We start from the raw sequence: 18,878 nt of genomic DNA, 5'->3' as shown, positions 1-18,878 counted from the left end.
TGCCTATTATAGAAATAGAATCTATTATTTTTATAAATCTTTTAAATGTACGATAATAAATGTCGAATGAAATAGTAGGGGATTATTTAAAATATATTTACGATAAATCTGTATTGACGATAAATCAATCAACATCATTTGTTCATGAACTACAAGTATGTTTGGTTATTGAAATTATATACTTTAGTTATTGATTTTCAGGTATAGAATCTGAATGAGGTTCTCTATTATTCTATAGAATATACATCACTGTAGTGGTATAAGGATTTTGCGCATTAGATGCTTTTGGAGGAGTGTATGATAAAATTCAAGGCATGATTTGTGTGTAGAACTTTGTGAAGTCAATCACATGCACAATTAGCAGGTGGAATCTGTGCGACAAGAATCTGGATTATTTATAGATCAGGTGTGGTAGAAGTTTTCGTCCTTTAGGACGGGAAGGAAATAGACCGATGAGCTTGTAAAGCCAGTCATATAAGAGGGGTAGCAGATAGAATTCTCTGAGAGAAATTAATTTATCGACAGAGAAAGTGAAACTTTGTCTTTTAAGGAGAAAAAGGGAAATAAGAATTATGATTTCCAAAGGGATATGAAATAAAAATATTTTCGTTTTTGGTTGTTTTGGCAACTATGAAGGTGTTTAAAGATTAATTGTTTCAATACATGCAATCTCGTTTTGAGGGTTGATAATGCTATAACGTTGCAATTGGCAGTGCCATTGATTTTGTAAGTGTTCAATGGAAAATAAATTAAAGCCTGCGGGTGGTTTTTTATCACCAAAAGCTTGTGATGCGGAAGGAACACCAACAATAGGAATTTTTTTAATTGGTCCTTCAATGTAATTCAATGTGGGTAAATGAGTATGTCCGTGAAGAATAAGTTCGCAACCGTGATATTTGATAACGTCTAGAAAACGTTTTATATCTCGTAGTTTTTTATGCCAAGATGTTGCCTTGGGAAAGGGGGGATGGTGAATCATGACGACACGAAAAAGGTTACGCTGTGCTGCTTCCTTTAAAAAGAGCGGTAAAGTTTGCGCTTGCATTTTACCAAAATAACCAGAAGCTTGAAAAGGTGGTGTCGCGATGGCTGAAGAAGTTGCTATGATGGCGACATTTTTGCGAATGCGCATATAAGGAAAAAGAAAGGCGCTTTTTTGAGGGACATCACCTGTGATCCAAGGTTTAAAAAGAGTACATGCTTTTTGGAAAGCACCGCGGACATAGGCGTCATGATTTCCAAATGTCAAGGAAATATCTTGAGGTTGTCCTAAGTTAAGTAGCCAACGATGTGCTTGTTCAAATTCCTTATCTAGAGCAAGATTAACAAGATCACCAGAGATCACAAGATGATCAGGTTTTTTTTTGTTCAAGACATCTATTAAAGTTTCTAGGACATTTGTTACCATTTGACTCTTACGTTTTCTTTGCCAATTCAGATAACCGGTAAGACGCTTTCCAGAAAGTTCAAAAAGGGAAGGTTGCGGGAGAGGGGAAAGATGTACATCCGATATATGGGCAAGATAAAACATAAAAGCTCGTAGAGTATTAAAAATGATTTAGATAATAAGCATAAGATAAGTTGATACTTAAAGGCAAGAAGGATTGTAAAATGAAAAATAGCTTGTTGAAAATATGAGAAAATTCTTTTAAGAATTAACGCTGTATTGTATTTTTTATGAAAAGAACAACATAATACAACATATCATTCTTGGTAGCCGATATGTTTTTTCTATGATGGGATAGACTTTAAAATGATGGTCATAAAGTTTTAAGACTTTTAAACAGCTTTCATACGACCACACATTATCATAAAAAATCTAATTATTCAGTATAAAATGCAAAAGAATGTATTGTATTTATCAGGAATTTTTACGGTTTTTGGCTGCCATGTATTGCTTTTAACGGGAGATTTTTTCACGCAAAACAGAACGATTCAAGAAGAAGATCCCAAATAAAATATCATTGTGTTGTACATTCATATATTTGTTTTGAAGAGATATTTCCCAGTGCGCTTGATCGCATTTCACGAAAGTTCTCAATTCTATGAAAAGTCTCGTTTATAAGGCTTATTATGCGCCACCATTTTACATTTATACAAGGTGCAAAGTAAAACCATCATACTATTCCCTCCCAATTTTGTGAAAATCCTTGCTTTAAGAGGATTCATAAGAGGTACTTTACTCTTTTCTTCAATGGTGTTTATTCATACAGATCTCTTTTAATGATGTGCAAGCGAGTGATTTTAATTAATTTAATATAGAAAGTATTACAAAAAAGAAAAACCCTACAGGGAATAATAACTCAATATGACAATAATGATAAATTATCATTATAGATCAATGTTTTTATCTAATTGTAAAAGACAAGAAAATACACAAAAAAATAAGCTGAATTTTAAGACTATTATATGAAATTTCAGATTTTTCAACGGCTTTCACGATACCACATGCTGCTCAACAGTAAAAGGCAAGCAAGCAGCGCCAAGAAACCAGAAAATATCGAAAAATAAAAGGTATTAATTAAACGGGTTTCTGTCGCTTCTTTCAGAACAATTGAATGTGCTGGGGAAGAAGACGGGTTTATTTTTGATTGAATCAGCTTGAATGGAGGAAGATGAATGTTTTCTTTTCCCTCAGGGTGTAACCGTCCGATGTAACCACCGGTGTGCTTAATAATGGGAGCTAGTTTTTCTTGTGTTGAAATTAAGTCAAACAATTCAAGATTATCGAGTATCCCTACAGAAGAAAGTATTGTTAAATCGCCATTTTTAATGGTAAAAATTCCTGTTTCATCAGTGGTCCCGGTTGCGCTGAAGAGACCTTCTTGCTCTTTGGTGAGAGTGATATTTTCTTTTTTTCCAGAAGGAAAGGTTATTTCAGCGGGTTCTGGATGGTCTTTTAGAGTTTGGCGGCGAATTGTTAAATGATGATGGCTGCTAGTTGCACTTAATTTTTCTTCCTCAAGCTCTGGTTCTTTCATGAGCCAATGGGCAATACGACGATAAAGAGCTGCATAAGGACCGCCGCCTTCGAAACCTCGTGCCCAAAGCCAACTTTCATCGGAGAGCAACATGCCTACACGTCCTTTATCAACATGCGCGAGAAGTAAAAGTGGTTGTTCATCGGCTCCTTTCATGAGGGCGATTCCGTTATTTATGTTTTGAATAGCAATTTGTCGCAACCATTGCCCCCATTGAGAAGCTGGAAGGTTAAGTGTTGCAAGTCCCCTTGTGACAGGATGGCGCTCACCTTCTTTGGTTAATGTGGGGCGAAAAGGCTTTTCAATAATAGTTCCATTGGGCAATGCCGGTAGAATGCTTATTAAAGGTGTTTTCGCAAGTGAGTTGTTTTTTGTAAATTCAGGTCCTGTTACCATCAGCAATGCACCCCCCTTTTGTACATATTGGGCGATATAATCATAATAGATTAAGGGTAGAGCAGCAGAGTGCTGGTAGCCATCAAGGATGATGAGATCAAAGTTATTAATCTCTTCAACAAAGAGTTTTCTTGTCGGAAAGACCACCAAGGATAATTGGCTTAAGGGCGTATTATCTGCTTTGGTGGGAGGACGTAAAATAGTAAAGTGAACAAGATCAATATTGGAGTCACCTTTCAAAAGGTCTCGCCATGTCCGTTCTCCATTATAAGGAGCACCTGAAATAAGAAGAACGCGTAAATTTTCTCTGATTCCTTCAATAATTGTTATGGCGCGGTTGTTTTCAAAGCTTAGTTCACCTTTGTGTGGATCGGTTATCACTTGGATAATATTTTTTTCAGCATGAGGAAGGGTAATTTCAGTTTGAAAAATCACGCCAGGAGTCACAGAATAATGGCCAATGTCTTGTCCATTGACGCTTAGTGTAATATTTGCTTTCTGCGGTATTGTTTTTTGGGCTGGCCCTTTATCTTCTACTAAAATGGAGAGCGTTTGTGGTTTGTTGACAAGGGCAAAGCGTGGAGGAGAAATAAACTTGATTTGGCGATCAAATTCATCTGAGTGCCCTGTAATCAGGGCATTGAGAGGGGCTTCATGATGAAGGTCTGATAGGTCAGGAATGTCATGCACTTGTCCATCGGTGATAAAAATGGTTCCTGCATAACGAGAGGGCGGTACATCAGATACTGCTTGTTTTAAAGCCTCAAACAAATTCGTTGAGGGCGCATACTGATTATCAGCAAGTTTTCCAGCTTCAATAAAGCGTGGTTCAAATTGTGGATAATGCGCTAATGCTTGCGTTAATTGCGCGCGCGCTTCATCACTGTCGTTTGTACGTGTTCCAAATGTTTGGCTTTTGCTGCGGTCAATAACAATACCTACGGTGCTTTTCAGTGGTTCGCGCTGTTCTTTTATGATCATTGGATTGAGCAAAGCAAGGATGAGGGCGCTTAATGCCATCAGACGAAATAAAGAACCTTGACGTTGCGTAACAAGACCAACAACGACAAAAAGCATTGATATTCCACTTAAGAACAGAATCCAAATGAGTGGTAAAAAAGGCTGAAAAGTGAAAAATGATATCATTGCCTTCTTTCTCTTTTAAAGCGTTCCAAGAGTGCTGGAACATGAACTTGGTCCGCTTTATAGTTTCCTGTAAGAACATAAAGGACAATATTTAAACCTGCACGAAATGCCCATAGACGTTGCATTGGATCATTGGGAACAAGGGGATATTTCCATGTCCCTTTTTCATCGAGTGCCCAAGCCCCGGCAAAGTTATTGGCGGTGATGAGAAGAGAACTTACATTATCACCGCTAGCAAGAGAATTTTTATTTTTTTTGTTTGTTGATGAGGATTCAATCCATAAAGGTGAACCACGGTAGAGACCAGGAAAATCTGGCATAATATAAAAAGAACGTGCAACAACATGATCCGTTGATGCTGGCTCAATGGATGGAATATTTAACTCTTTTAAGATATCTCGTAATCGTTGCGTTTCTGGAGTGGCATCTCCTTCAAGATTAAGATTACTCTTTATCTGATCGCGTGTGTCAAATAAAATTGTTCCCCCATGTTTCATAAAGTTATTTATTTTTTCAAGACTTTTGGGGGTAGGTATAGGACTCTTAACATCAATTGGCCAGTAAATAAGAGGATAAAAAGAGAGTTCATCTTTATCGAGATCAAGTGCTGTAACAGAGCCTGGGGTAAGCATTGTACGTTCTGCGATAAATTGACTTAACGCTTCTAGACCACTTTTACTCGTTGTATCAATTTCATGATTATTGGTTATAACATAGGCAAGATGTGTTGCACCAGCAGCTTGTACACTATCATGATGATTTTCTTTCGTTTGTGCATGAAGTGTTGGATCATATGAAAATAAGGCAATAAGACTTATAAAAGGGAGGAGAAATATATTACGCCGTTTCATGAAAGAAAAAATATCTCCCATCCATAAAATGAGAAAATTGTCAAAGGCGAATAATAAGATGGCTAATCCTAAAAGTGGACCGATAAGATTTTTTTCTTTTGTATCGTAAGATAAAGGGCTTTTATTAAGAGAAGTTGGCAATGATGATTGTTTCATCAAGTGCGACGAATGAGTTAAGAGATTGAGTGCATAAAAATCGCTTTTGACACCATAAAGTCCTGGGGGAGTATTATAGGAAGGATGGGGTGGATTTTGAGAGTCAAAGACCAGTGGAACAACATGAGAGGGCGGTACTTGTAATTGTCCGTCAGCGGCTATGGTTCGCCACGGGTTTTGTAACATTGTTCTTTTTTCTCTATGTGTTAGGTTGGTGTTTTCGTGAGACCCTAATGTGATTAGTTTTTGCAACATTTGTGCAAAAAAGCCAGAAAGAGGAAGATTAGACCATGTTGGGTCAGGAGCAACATGAATGAGAATGAGGGTTCCTTTACCACGTTTTGCTGCGGTAATAAGAGGGGTTCCATCCGCAAGGCTAAGCCACGTTTTTTCAAAAAGATCTGGGGCTGGTTCTGCGAGGATTTGGCGCGAGACAGAGACATCTTCTGGAAAAGGGAGATCAAAGAAAAAACTATTTTTTGCAAAAGGAGCAAGCTTTTGTGGTTTCGTCCAAGACATAATACTTCCAAGGAAACGTTGACCCTGACGCAGCGGTATCGGAAGGAGACTATCATAATGTTCTGCACTACTGAGTTTTTCTCCTGCAAAGCGGATGAGTGTTCCCCCTTTATTCACAAAATCAGAAAGTTTTTTTTCTGCTTTTTCAGGCATGTTAACCATGTCGCTCATAATGAAAACAGATGGATTTTGTTTAAGCAAATAATCAATATCCGTTGAAAGCTCTCTTCCACCGGCGGTTATAAGCTGTGTATATTCCTGTAATGCTTTGATAATGTAATAAAATGGAGAAAGTAAAGGCTGTGCCATTTCATTGGTATCGGGTGATAGAAGAGCAACACGGCTTATCCTATTATGGCTGTCTACCAAGAAAGTTGCAGCAGCATGGTTTTGATTATTCATTTTTATCCAAGCGATGTCATTGCGTAGTTCAAGTGGTACATCAAAAGGGACAAGAGCTGTTGTTTCTCCTTCAGAAAAATTTTTCGTAAATTGACCGAGAAGTTGATTGTTTGAATCGTAGAGGTTGAGTGTAGCGGAAGTTTTGCCGTGTGTTGTTGAGCGGATAATACGCGCGACCATACTTCCATCATTATTTTCTACGGATGTTATACCGATTAAATCGGAAATATCCGCCAAATACCATAAGAATTTTTCAGGTTTTAATTCTTCAAGCAAAGCAAAAGTTTGCTCATCTTCATTTGTTTGTAATCCATCACTTAAATAAGCAATATCAAGAGGTTTTCCTTTGGTTATTTTTCTGAGTTTTTTTAAGACATGCACACGGTTGACAGACCAAGGACGCGGTTGCAAATGCATTAAATGCTGTTTTATAATCTTAGCTGGTTGGGGCTCTATATTGGAGATATCATTTTCAGCCGTTGCAACAAGGTAAATATTTTTTTGCTGTTTTTCTGCCTGTGTAAGGAGCATTTCAGCGATAGAGATGCGCTTTTTCCATTCTTTTACAGAAGCCCAACCATTATCAATAATGAGTGCAAGGGGTTGAGATCCCGAAAAGCTGATTGGTTTTTGATTCCACGTGGGGCGTGCTAAAGCTATGATAACAAGTGCCGCTATGGTTAAACGCAACAAGAGCAACCACCAAGGTGTATGTTTTGCTGTTTCCTGCTGATGAGTCGGTTTGGGTAAGAAGCGTAACGGAGGGAAAAGCTCTTTACGCGGAGATGGAGGAGTTATCCGCAACAGCCACCAAATGACCGGTAGGAATAAAAGCCCTAGTAACAGAAAGGGAGCAGAAAAACTCAAAGCGCCCCCCTTTTTTGCAATGGAGAGCCGCCCATTGTATTTGCAAGATAAAAAATGGTCTCTGTTAAAGGTTGATCCGTTGTACTAACATGATAAGACCATCCTTGGCGTGCGCAAAAATTTGCCAATTCTTGTCGCCTTGCGTGATATAGTTTACAATAGTTCTTACGAAGATCTTCTGCTTTTGTGGAAACATGTTTCTCTTTCGTTTCAGGATCAAAAAATTCTGTGTGGCCTGTGTAGGGAAAGCTTTCTTCTGCGGGATCAGAAATTTCAATTAAATGAGCTGTCACCTGTTTTGTAGTTAAAACAGTTAAATGTTGGATGATTTTTTCAGGATAGTCGAGAAAATCACTCATTATAACGACATGTGAAAAGCGTGTAATCGTTGAAAAATCCGGAAATGAATTTTCATCTGAATGATTTTCTAAAGCAAAGGCTATTCGCTCTACGACATTTGATGTCATTGTGGGGGACATTAAGTTTGGAATAGCAATATGTTCGCCACTGCGAGCAAGAAGTGATGCTAGGGTAAGGGTAAGAATAATGGCATGATTACCTTTAGAGATTTTAGAAAAGCGCGAACAGTAATGCATTGATGCGCTCTGATCGAGACAGAGCCAAACGATTTGTGTCATTTGCCATTCGTGTTCGCGGAGATACGTATTTTCATCACGCGCTGAGCGACGCCAATCAATGCGGGTAATGGATTCTCCTTCCATATAGGGACGAAATTGCCAAAAGTTTTCCCCATTACCGCGTTTACGTTGTCCATGCCATCCGGTTATCAGTGTATTAGCGATATGACGCGCTTGTAAAAGGAAATATGGCATTTTGCCAATATCCTTATGGAGTTCATTTGCCAGCGACAATGGAGGCTTTTGTAAAACTTTTTTGCCAATAGCCATTCAAAGAGCATCTTTCACAAGATTATTGATAATATCTTTTACGGTTATATCTTCAGCACGGGCAGAAAAATTAAGAGCCATGCGGTGTTGTAATACGGGATAGGCCAATGCTTCAACATCATCAAGTGAGGGGGCTAAGCGTCCATAATAAAGAGCACGGGCGCGAACACAAAGTGAAAGGGCTTGTGATGCCCGTGGACCAGGTCCCCAAGAAACATAAGTATTAGCAAGGCTATTGTCTTTATGAGGGCGAGTTGAGCGGACAATTTTTAAAATAGCTTCGATCACATTTTCTGAAAGAGGCATTTTGCGAACGATATTTTGAATTTTTTGCAATTTTTTGGCAGATAAAATTGGTTTTGCATTTGATTTCTTTTCTTTTGTTGTTTCTAAAATGATCCGTCGCTCTGTTGTGAGGTCAGGATAGTCAATATCGATTTGCATCAAAAAGCGATCTAGTTGCGCTTCAGGAAGTGGATAGGTTCCTTCTTGTTCGAGAGGATTTTGCGTTGCAAGAACATGAAAAGGTTGTGGCAAATCATAACGGTTCCCTGCAACAGTAACATGATATTCTTGCATAGCTTGTAAAAGGGCTGACTGTGTCCGTGGAGAAGCACGATTGATTTCATCGGCCATGAGAAGTTGCGTGAAAATAGGACCTTGAATGTATCGAAAAGAACGTTTACCGTCTTTATCGGAATCCATAATTTCAGAACCAATAATATCCGATGGCATTAAGTCAGGAGTAAATTGGATGCGTTTTTCGTCAAGCCCTAAGACTGTTCCCAATGTTTCAACAAGACGTGTTTTTGCAAGTCCTGGAGCACCAACAAGAAGGGCGTGACCACCAGCAAAAATAGCGATTAAAGCATATTCGATTACCTGATTTTGCCCAAAAATAACTTTGTCAATTTCTTGTTGTAAAATATCCAATTCTTTGTGTGCCGTATCAATATCATCAATAATGACTTGAGCCTCATGATTGATATTGACCTTTTTTACAGAATTGGATGATGGATCATGTTGACTCATATTTCTTCCTTAAGGCGTTTGTCGCAAAAATGGTAATTTTCTCTGCATGATAATGGATATCTTATTGTTTGTAACAGAAAATGAGAAGAAATGAAGTATCATATGCCATTTTTTCATATTCGTATACAAGAAGAGAAAAGTTTTTTGGAAGGAATAGACGTGTTTTATAAGGGATGTCTTAAAAATTTTGTTGTATGAAGAGAGTTCTTTAAAGCAATGAAGACAACTTTTTTGAAAGGTTAAAGGGTGAACATAAGACAGGACTTCAAACAGGTTGCGTGGTTACAACAAAGGGATATCCAAACACTTCTTCGTGTTTTGTCTTTGGAGGGAGAAGAGGCGCGTATTGTAGGGGGAGCAGTGCGCAATCAACTGCTAGGGCAGCCTATTAGTGATATTGATATTGCAACAACCTGTTTGCCGCAACAGGTTATTGCACGTGTAGAAGAAGCAGGATTTAAAGCTATTCCTACAGGGATTACTTTTGGTACAATAACAGTAGTTGCTCATTCATGTTCCTATGAGGTTACAACGCTTCGCTGCGATATTGAAACAGATGGTCGTCATGCAAAAGTGGCATTTGGTCGTGATTGGAAAAAAGATGCTGAACGGCGGGATTTTACGATAAATGCGCTTTATTGTGATGCTGCTGGCAATCTTTATGATGATGTGGGAGGTTTGAGTGATATTGCTAGCCGAACAGTTCGTTTTATTGGGATTGCAGAAGATCGTATTTGCGAAGATTATTTGCGTATTTTACGTTTTTTTCGCTTTTTTGCATGGTATGGAGCAGGGCGACCTGATGTACAAGGATTGAAGGCATGTGTTCGTTTAAAAGACGGTTTAAAAAAACTTTCTTCTGAACGTATTTGGGCAGAAATGAAAAAGCTTCTTACGGCGTTTGATCCAACGCGTGCTCTGTTATGGATGCGACAAAGCAGAATTTTGGCACTCATTTTTCCTGAAACAGAACGATGGGGTATTGATGCAATTCACGCATTGGTGAAGACAGAACACGCTCTTGGTTGGAAAGTTGATCCATTGTTACGGCTAGAAAGCCTTCTTCCTCCTGACCCCATACGTCTTCATGAAATGGCACAGCGCTTGCATTTTTCCCATAAAGAAAGAACGCGATTAAAAGAATGGGCAGAGTTAGAAATAATAAACCAAAACAGTTCTGATCATTTTGTGCAAAAACTGATTTATTTTCATGGACGACAGCCAGTTTTAGATCAATTATCGTTGTCTGTCGCTGCATCACATCTCGATAATCTGGAAAAAAGTGATGCTTTGCAAAAAGCAGAGGATTATGTCAAGCTTCATCAACTTGCCAAAAAATGGCAGATTCCAACTTTTCCCATTAATGGTAACGATTTAATAAAGAAAGGTTTTGCTAAAGGTGTGCTTTTAGGAAAAAAGCTTAAAGAGTTAGAAATGATATGGGTTGAAAGCGGATTTTTAATGGATCGTCATGTATTATTAGAAAAAATTGATTTATAATAATAATTCATTATTCGTCATGTGAAACAAGAGCTCTGAATATTGTAAGGTTATTTCAAACCTGTTCTTATTACATCAATCAAAATTATAGCCTTACACATTACAAGTGGGGAAATCCGTGTGAGGAAAAATGATTACAGAGAGAAAAAAAGTCTCGTATGAACCATTTCAAAGATAAGGATTTTGAAAGTGAAAACGGATAAAAAGAATAATGATAGCGGTTTGCACTTTGTATGAGCATAAAGAGGGGGATGTCCAATGGATTTTTACTATGAGGAGTATTTAATCATTCATAGGTGGTGATATGAAATGGATGTGATGAGCACTAAGAAATATTTATTTTATCAGCACTTGATTGTTGGAAAATGATAAGCGTTATACGCTCTAACTGTTCTTTATATGTTGTATATTGTTTTCGTGATAATTTATGGGTTTTTATAGGCATTCTGTAAGTTATTCCAAAAGTATTATTGAACTTTATGCGCTTTTAATTACTCATTATATTCTACTAAAGATTTTAATGGAATTGTTGTGTTTTTATAGATTACAGTTTCTTTCATGATAACCAATTTGTCGTAATGCTTCTCCCGTTGTTATGGCTACGCACATGGCGAGATTTAGAGAGCGTGCCTGTGGTTGCATGGGAATTTTCAATGTGTAATCGGCAGCTTCATGAACATAATCGGGAACCCCAGCTGTTTCACGACCAAAAAGTAAAACATCATTTTTTTGATAGCATATCTGCGTATAGCATGTTTTTGCTTTTGTACTTAAAAGCAACAGACGGCGGTTAAAGTGTTTCATGGAGCTTATAAAATGTTGCCAATCGATGTGTCGTTCTAAGGAAGCATATTCGAGATAATCCAATCCTGCGCGTTTGAGATTACGATCCGACAGATTAAAGCCTGCGGGTTCAATAATGTGCACATGTAAACCAAAACAAGCGCTGAGACGTAAAATCGTTCCAGTATTACCAGCGATATCAGGTTGGAAAAGAGCTATATGAAGTGTCATGTTCTCTGTAATATGATTTTTCTTTCGACTTTGTAAAGAAGCGCCACAATTTATTCGAAAAATATGCTTTGAGAAATACATGTTTTTTTACGTTTAATTTTTATTCACTTTAAATTTCAGGGAAAAAGTTATGTACACAGGTTTGTTTGGGATAAGAGAGAATCTCCCTATTAGGGACTTCCTTTATATTGAGCGATACATGAAATGGATTGGCTCATTATGTTGAAAAGTGGGATATTTAATAAGGTTAGATCATCCATTTTAATGAAAATCAACAAAATATGCTTTTTATGCAAAAGCAGAAGCGGAAAAAATACTCATTCAACCAGTTGGAATTGAGGGAGGGAGAGGTGCTGTAAATGTGTTAAAGAAATAATCGATAAGCTCAACTTATTTACTGAGACCTGGTCATAACAAGACTATGTTTCTTTCTTTAGGAGTGTTTATTTACACGCTATCTCCATTTTTCACAGGCGGGGGAGTAATTTTGATTGATTAATATGAATAGGTTTGAAATGAAAGAAGTTTACGGTGTTTCAGTATTTCATTCACTCTGTAAAACGATGAATTATCATTATAAAGCAGTTTTTTGTATAGACCATACAAATGGCAGAAGTTTTTTACAGGCATGTTGTTATGGTTGAGGCAACTCAGTGATCAAGCATTGTACAATGGGAGAGGGTATGGTAGAAGAATGTTTTAGCAAATAGTCTCTTTAAGTTAAGGCCATGGTTGAGCAAACGAGGCGGGATTTTCTGTTTTTGGTAACAGCTGTTGCAGGAGCAGTTGGAATGGGAGCGGTTGCGTGGCCTTTTATCCGTCAGTTGCGTCCAGATGAAGCTATTTTGGCATCTTCCTCTGTTGAGGTTGATCTTTCTGGTATTGAAGAGGGGATGTCGGTGACGGTAAAGTGGCGAGGACAGCCTGTTGTTATTCGAAATCGTACGACAAAAGAAATTGCTGATGCGCGCGCTACTAAATTAAGTCTTCTAAAAGACCGTCAAGCGCGAAATCCTAATCTTGAAGGTGAAAAAGAAGCAACAGATTTTGCGCGTTCAGCAGGTAAAGGACGTGAAAATTGGCTTATTGTTATTAATCTTTGTACGCATCTAGGCTGTGTAACACTTGGGCAATCGGGTAAATTTGGAGGATGGTTGTGTCCTTGTCATGGGTCTGTTTATGATACTGCTGGAAGAGTGCGGTCAGGTCCAGCTAACTATAATTTGGCTATTCCACCTTACCAATTTCTTTCTGATACTTTGCTCAAAATAGGATAAGGTTATGACAAGCTTTCCTCCTTATTGTCCTAAAAATGCTCTTGCTCGTTGGTTTGATAAGCGTTTTCCTCTTCCTCGTTTTTTTTATAATACATTTATAATTTTTCCTGTTCCGCGTAATCTTAATTACTTTTACACATTTGGCGGTATTTTGACCATTATGCTTTTATCACAGCTCTTGACTGGTATTGTCTTGGCTATGCATTATGTTCCAGATATTCATTTGGCTTTTGAAACTAGTGAACGATTTCGGCGTGAAGGGCAGTTTGGTTGGCTTTTTCGTCCATGGCATTCTGTAGGATCTTCGTTTTTTTTTATTGCTGTTTATATCCATTTGGCACGTGGACTTTATTATGGTTCTTATAAAAATATGCGAGAAATGGTGTGGGTTACAGGTATTTTTATTTATATCATCATGATGGCAATAGCATTTTTTGGTTATGTGCTTGTTTGGGGGATGATGTCTATTTCAGCGGCTTCAGTGATTGCAGGGCTTTTAAAAACGATACCTTTGGTGGGGACATGGTTGCATGAGACACTTCTGGGTGGTTATGGCGTAGGACAACCAACGTTGAATCGTTTTTATGTTTTCCATTATGTTTTATCATTTGTTTTGCTTCTTTTTGTGGGGCTGCATATTTGGGCAATCCATTGTGTTGGGCAAGGCAATCCAACGGGTCTTGCTATACAATCAGATAAGGAAACGGTTCCATTTTCACCTTATGCGCTTATCAAAGATATTTTTGCTATTACTGTTTTTCTGATCTTCTTTGCCTGGTTTTTGTTTTATATGCCCGATTATATGGGGCAGGCTGAAAATTATAATGTGGCAGATCCTTTAAAAGCACCTCTTCGTGTGGTTCCAGAATGGTATTTTTTGCCTTTTTATGCGATACTTCGTGCTATAACTTTTGATATTGGTATTTTCCCTTCCACTTTTGTGGGCTTTGTTTTATTCGTCAGTTCGATTTGCATTTTAATTTTTGTGCCATGGTTAGACCGCTCTAAAATATGTTCAGCAAGATATCGACCTGTTTATAAAATTTTCTTTTGGGCGTTGGTTATTGATGTCGTTTTCCTTGGTTGGTTGGGGTCAAGAGAAATAAATGACAAAATCCTTTTATGGACGCAATTGGCTACGGTTTATTATTTTATATTCTTTTTGGTTATTTTGCCTACTTTGCCAGCCTTTGAAAAAAATTGTTCTCTTCCTTCTTCAATTATGCAAGATTTAAAACAGAAAAAAAAGAGACTATGGTAAATGTTTTTGTCGGACTGATTGTTATCGTTGCTATCAGCTTTTCTGCTCAGAGTTTAGCGAGAGATGCCTCTGATCAGGAGGAGGAATTTATTTCTTTTCCTTTAAGGATTCCTAAAAAACAAGAATGGAGTTTTTCAGGTCCATTTGGGCTTTATGATAAGGCGCAATTGAGGCGTGGGTTAAAGGTTTATAAACAAGTTTGTTCCAGCTGCCATGGGCTAAAATATGTGGCTTTTCGCAATTTAAAAGCTCTTGGGTATGATCAAGAACAGATTAAAGCTTTGGCGGGGCAATATGAAGTGCGCGATGGTCCTAATCGAGAAGGAAAATTTTTTAAACGTGTTGGGATTGCAACGGATTATTTTCCTTCTCCCTTTGCACATGAAGAAGAAGCAAGATTTATTTTGAATGGTGCTTATCCTCCAGATTTGTCATTGATGGCACGTGCACGTGGTGTATCTTTGCCGTTTCCTGCTTTAATTACTGATGTATTGGATCATTATGATACAGCTGGTCCAGATTATATTACAGCTCTTTTAACAGGATATCAGAAGGCACCGAAGGAGATAAAAATTGCGGATGGTTATTGGTATAATCCTTATTTTATTGGCGGGAATTCTTTAACTATGGCTCCTCCTTTGAGTGATGGTATGGTTGCTTATGAAGATGGAACCCCAGAAATCATTGAAAATTACGCGCGCGATGTTTCTGCTTTTTTGATGTGGGCTGCTGATCCTCATATGGAAATTCGTAAAAAAACCGGTTTTCGTGTTATTTTATTTTTAATCATTTTTGCAGGGCTTGTTTATATTTTAAAAAATCGTATTTGGTGTGGTTTAGAAGAAGAGTTAGAGAAAGAAACAAAAGACGAAATAAAGAGAAAATGATAAAGCGACAAGGCTTGAAAGAGTATAGAGTATAAAGAGCATAAGGAACAAATCTGTTTATGATGCATTGAGATTTTATAAAGTAAAAGCAAAGTAAAAACGGAGATGTTAAAATGAAAAAAATTGCATGTACTACTCTTATGTCAATTTTGATGGTTTCTAGTACTTACGCCCAGTCTTTTGAAGTGCCTTCAAAACCTGAAATGATCTCTTCTACGGGTATTGTACAGGTGGGGGTAGATAAGTCTGTGCGTTATGTGACACCTTTAGCAACGGATTTTGTTGCTTCCAGCCTTATAGGCGCCAATGTCTATAATATAGAAGATGAAAATATTGGTGAAGTAAAAGATATTATTTTGCGTGAAAATAATATTGCAGGGTTTGTTGTTGCTGTTGGTGGTTTTCTTGGCATAGGCGAGAGTTATGTAGTCGTTTCTCCAGAAACAATCCAGATGACAAATGATTATGGTAAATGGAAACTCATTACAAATGCGACAAAGGATTCTTTAAAGGACGCTCCAACATTTAAATACGAAGGGCGTTGGGCGCGCTAATTTTATATGTCCATTCTTTAATGGATAAAACTGTTGCTATCATAATAATATGCTAGCAACATTTTTTTGTTCAAAAAATTCTTGGCAGCTTTTGCTACAAGATTCCAAGGACCTATTACAAAGTTTTCAAGATAAACTATTAAGACAGAGTGAAGATTTAAGTATTATGTTTAAATAACATGACATCGCCATCTTGTACAATGTATTCTTTTCCTTCATCGCGGGCTTTTCCTGCTTCTTTTGCACCACTTTCTCCACCCAGAGCAATATAGTCATTGTAACTGATGGTTTGGGCACGAATGAAACCGCGCTCAAAATCTGAGTGAATAACGCCAGCTGCTTGGGGAGCTTTTGTACCACGCGTAATTGTCCATGCTCGTGTTTCCTTAGGCCCACAGGTGAAGTAAGTAATGAGATCAAGCAAAGAGTAGCCAGCACGAATAAGGCGATTTAAACTTGGTTCGAAGAGTCCTAGAGCATTGAGATATTCTGATGCTTCAGCATCACTCAGTTGTGTGATTTCCGCTTCGATAGAAGCAGAAATGATAATGCTTTGCGCATTTTGCTCTGTTGCCATTTTTTCAACTGTTTGGGTAAAGCTATTTCCATGAGCGGCGTCATTTTCGCTTACGTTACAAACATAAAGTACAGGCTTGGAGGTTAAAAGATTCAAACTCTTAAGAATGGGGTGTTCATCGGAAGAGATATCTTTGAGTAATAACCGGACAGGGTTTCCCTGTTGCAGTATGTTTAATGCTTTTTCCATAAGGGGTAAAATTGTGAGAGCTTCTTTATCTTTTCCGGTTGCTCGTTTACGAATTTGTATGATTCGTCTCTCAAGACTTTCAAGATCCGCAAGCATGAGTTCGGTTTCAACGGTTGTGGCATCACTAACAGGATCAATACGTCCTTCTACATGGGTAATATCTTCATTTTGAAAACATCGTAAAACGTGGACAATGGCATCGACTTCGCGAATATTGGCTAAAAATTTGTTTCCTAAACCTTCGCCTTTTGAAGCTCCTCGTACAAGCCCCGCAATATCGACGAAGTTAATGCGTGTAGGAATTATTTCTTTTGAACCAGCGATTGATGCAATTTTTTCCATTCGTAAATCTGGAACGGCAACTTCACCGGTATTGGGTTCAATGGTACAAAAAGGATAATTGGCAGCCTGTGCAGTGGCTGTTTTTGTTAATGCATTAAAAAGAGTTGATTTCCCAACATTAGGTAATCCGACAATACCGCATTTAAAGCCCATGAGAGTCTTTCTTTTCTTTTGATTTTATAGTCAAGATAGCTTCTTTTTTATAGCATATTTTCAGAAGAGTTATAGTCTTTGTGTTGCGATAAGTGAGAAAAAAGTCTAAAGTAACAGATAATCTGCTTTTTTACCTTAGTTCTTCTTATCTTAATGCTCTCCTTAGTCTCAAGGATAAGAAAACTTCGAATTAATGTTAATAATGTGCTAAGTTTTTCATGATATGCAAATCTGCATAAATAATTAATCGGAGAAAATAGAAGAGTGTTATCTCGTTGTGCCTTTTTAATTGCAGCACTTTTAGCTTTGGCTGGATGTGCTACACATCAGTCAGATATGTCATCGGTTCCTTTTCAACAAGTTCGATACATTCCACCAGAAATACAGGCTTTGTACGGTCCTGTAACGAATGAGACCTATTTGTTACCTGCTGTTGATCTTGCGACAATTGATCCAAAGTTTTGGCGACAAGAAGTGATTTATTATACATCTTATCCACCTGGAACATTGGTTATCGATACGCAAGAGTGTTTTCTTTACCTTATTGGTGAAAATGGAAAGGCTTTGCGTTATGGGATTGGGGTCGGTAAGGAAGGTTTAGCATTTGATGGTGAAGGGGTTGTACAGCGCAAGCGTCGGTGGCCAAATTGGGCTCCTACTGCAGCTATGATGGCTCGAGAACCAGAACGTTATGGTCATCTTGGGAAAGGAATGCCACCAGGACCCGATAATCCATTAGGTGCGCGGGCACTTTATTTGTTCAAAAATGGGAAAGATACACTTTTCCGTATTCATGGCTCACACGAATCGTGGTCAATTGGGCGTGCTATTTCAAGTGGGTGTATTCGTTTGCTTAATCAAGATATTATTGATCTTTATGATCGTGTTCCCGTTGGTTCGCGTGTTGTGGTCTTACAAAACAATAGGAGTATTCCTACAGTTTATAGTCAACAATCAAATGGCTATGATCCGCTACAGTCGACCATTCAGCCAAATGAATTTTTTTAATTTGGGGGAGAAGATTGGAGAGAACCGTTTGAGTATTTTGGTTTGCTGTTCAATCTTCTCTTTCTCTCAAAAGAGAATATAAACCTTTCTTTTTCAAAAGTGTATACAAGATTGTATTCTTATTTTTTTTATAGCTTCTCAGGTTGCCAACAGATTTTGCCTTTTAGAAAGTGTATAAGAGGCATTTTTTTCTTTTTTCAAGAGTTCTTATCCATATGCTTCACGCGACTGTGATACGCAAGTCAATGGCTTTGATTGTTTTTTATCGTTTGTGAAATTTCATTCATAAAGAGGGATTTATCATCTTTTATAAGGAGAGCGATATTTTTTGCGATTGTCTCTAAGAGAGGGGATAACCATTCTTGATCAGATTTGGCAAAATTTCCCAGAACATGTTGATGAACAAGTTCTTTACTTCCAGGATGACCAATTCCTATGCGTATACGACAATAGTTAGTACCACAATGGGCATCAATAGACTTAATACCATTATGCCCATTATTTCCTCCACCAATTTTTATACGAACTTTTCCTGGTGACAGGTCTAACTCATCATAAATGATGATCAAATTCTTCAGATCTAATTTATAAAATCGCAAAGCTTCACCGATAGCTTGACCAGAGAGATTCATGAAAGTTTGCGGTTTTATAAGAAAAATTTTCTCATTATTTATGAAACCATTAGAGATTTCTGCTTGAAACTTCTTCGACCATGGAGAAAAAGAGAAGGACTGATAGATGGCATCAACAGCCATAAAACCGATATTATGGCGGTTATTTTGATATTGTAAACCAGGATTGCCAAGACCAGCAATAAGCCACATGTGTATCTTCAGTCAAAGTATGAGTAAGGGTAGT

The 18,878-nt window shown here is 37.8% G+C and carries 14 protein-coding genes; 6 read left to right on the top strand and 8 right to left on the bottom strand.

Annotated elements, in window-relative coordinates; translation table 11 throughout:
- Positions 1-640: 640 nt before the first annotated feature.
- From ACFIKH_RS02700 to ACFIKH_RS02680, 5 genes are all read right to left on the bottom strand, one after another.
- Positions 641-1,531, bottom strand: a complete 891-nt coding sequence (locus ACFIKH_RS02700) for a metallophosphoesterase family protein (RefSeq protein WP_375625089.1) — start codon at positions 1,529-1,531, stop codon at positions 641-643.
- An 895-nt stretch (positions 1,532-2,426) separates the two neighbouring features.
- Positions 2,427-4,523: a glutamine amidotransferase gene (locus ACFIKH_RS02695; protein ID WP_375625762.1), complete on the bottom strand. Its 2,097-nt coding sequence runs from the start codon at positions 4,521-4,523 to the stop codon at positions 2,427-2,429.
- Positions 4,520-7,318, bottom strand: a complete 2,799-nt coding sequence (locus tag ACFIKH_RS02690) for a DUF4159 domain-containing protein (protein ID WP_375670937.1) — start codon at positions 7,316-7,318, stop codon at positions 4,520-4,522. The genes ACFIKH_RS02695 and ACFIKH_RS02690 overlap by 4 nt, the downstream gene beginning before the upstream one ends.
- The gene (locus tag ACFIKH_RS02685; RefSeq protein ID WP_375625766.1) at positions 7,315-8,226 is read right to left on the bottom strand and encodes a DUF58 domain-containing protein; all 912 of its coding nucleotides are present in this window, start codon (positions 8,224-8,226) and stop codon (positions 7,315-7,317) included. The genes ACFIKH_RS02690 and ACFIKH_RS02685 overlap by 4 nt, the downstream gene beginning before the upstream one ends.
- Positions 8,227-9,258: an AAA family ATPase gene (locus ACFIKH_RS02680; protein WP_375625768.1), complete on the bottom strand. Its 1,032-nt coding sequence runs from the start codon at positions 9,256-9,258 to the stop codon at positions 8,227-8,229.
- Positions 9,259-9,504: 246 nt separating this feature from the next.
- On the opposite strand from ACFIKH_RS02680, the gene ACFIKH_RS02675 reads away from it, so the two are divergent.
- Complete coding sequence (locus ACFIKH_RS02675; RefSeq protein ID WP_375625770.1) at positions 9,505-10,758, top strand: CCA tRNA nucleotidyltransferase; 1,254 nt, start codon at positions 9,505-9,507, stop codon at positions 10,756-10,758.
- Positions 10,759-11,295: 537 nt separating this feature from the next.
- Here ACFIKH_RS02675 and ACFIKH_RS02670 read toward each other — a convergent pair.
- Positions 11,296-11,772, bottom strand: a complete 477-nt coding sequence (locus ACFIKH_RS02670) for a tRNA (cytidine(34)-2'-O)-methyltransferase (protein ID WP_012754878.1) — start codon at positions 11,770-11,772, stop codon at positions 11,296-11,298.
- Positions 11,773-12,500: 728 nt separating this feature from the next.
- Between ACFIKH_RS02670 and petA the strand changes: the two genes are divergently transcribed.
- The 4 genes from petA to ACFIKH_RS02650 all read left to right on the top strand — a co-directional run bounded on the left by petA (position 12,501) and on the right by ACFIKH_RS02650 (position 15,751).
- On the top strand, positions 12,501-13,049 hold the full coding sequence (petA, locus tag ACFIKH_RS02665; RefSeq protein ID WP_375625083.1) for a ubiquinol-cytochrome c reductase iron-sulfur subunit: 549 nt from the start codon (positions 12,501-12,503) through the stop codon (positions 13,047-13,049).
- A gap of 4 nt (positions 13,050-13,053) precedes the next feature.
- Positions 13,054-14,310, top strand: a complete 1,257-nt coding sequence (locus tag ACFIKH_RS02660) for a cytochrome bc complex cytochrome b subunit (protein WP_375625773.1) — start codon at positions 13,054-13,056, stop codon at positions 14,308-14,310.
- Positions 14,304-15,197: a cytochrome c1 gene (locus tag ACFIKH_RS02655; protein WP_375670935.1), complete on the top strand. Its 894-nt coding sequence runs from the start codon at positions 14,304-14,306 to the stop codon at positions 15,195-15,197. The genes ACFIKH_RS02660 and ACFIKH_RS02655 overlap by 7 nt, the downstream gene beginning before the upstream one ends.
- Positions 15,198-15,310: 113 nt before the next feature.
- A complete protein-coding gene (locus ACFIKH_RS02650) occupies positions 15,311-15,751 on the top strand; it encodes a PRC-barrel domain-containing protein (RefSeq protein ID WP_375625080.1) in 441 nt (146 codons plus the stop codon).
- A 157-nt stretch (positions 15,752-15,908) separates the two neighbouring features.
- Here ACFIKH_RS02650 and ychF read toward each other — a convergent pair whose 3' ends face one another.
- Positions 15,909-17,012, bottom strand: coding sequence for a redox-regulated ATPase YchF (ychF, locus tag ACFIKH_RS02645; RefSeq protein ID WP_375625777.1), 1,104 nt, complete (start codon positions 17,010-17,012; stop codon positions 15,909-15,911).
- A 264-nt stretch (positions 17,013-17,276) separates the two neighbouring features.
- On the opposite strand from ychF, the gene ACFIKH_RS02640 reads away from it, so the two are divergent.
- The gene (locus tag ACFIKH_RS02640) at positions 17,277-18,020 is read left to right on the top strand and encodes a L,D-transpeptidase (RefSeq protein ID WP_375648323.1); all 744 of its coding nucleotides are present in this window, start codon (positions 17,277-17,279) and stop codon (positions 18,018-18,020) included.
- Positions 18,021-18,262: 242 nt separating this feature from the next.
- On the opposite strand, the gene pth is transcribed toward ACFIKH_RS02640, so the two are convergent.
- Entirely contained in the window at positions 18,263-18,844 is a 582-nt protein-coding gene (gene pth / locus ACFIKH_RS02635; RefSeq protein ID WP_375651565.1) for an aminoacyl-tRNA hydrolase, read from the bottom strand.
- Positions 18,845-18,878: the final 34 nt, after the last annotated feature.

The sequence above is a fragment of the Bartonella sp. SD1336NMGDW genome, assembly GCF_042193565.1.
In the GTDB taxonomy this organism is placed as follows: Bacteria; Pseudomonadota; Alphaproteobacteria; order Rhizobiales; family Rhizobiaceae; genus Bartonella; species Bartonella grahamii.
This window is presented reverse-complemented; position numbering and strand designations above follow the sequence as displayed.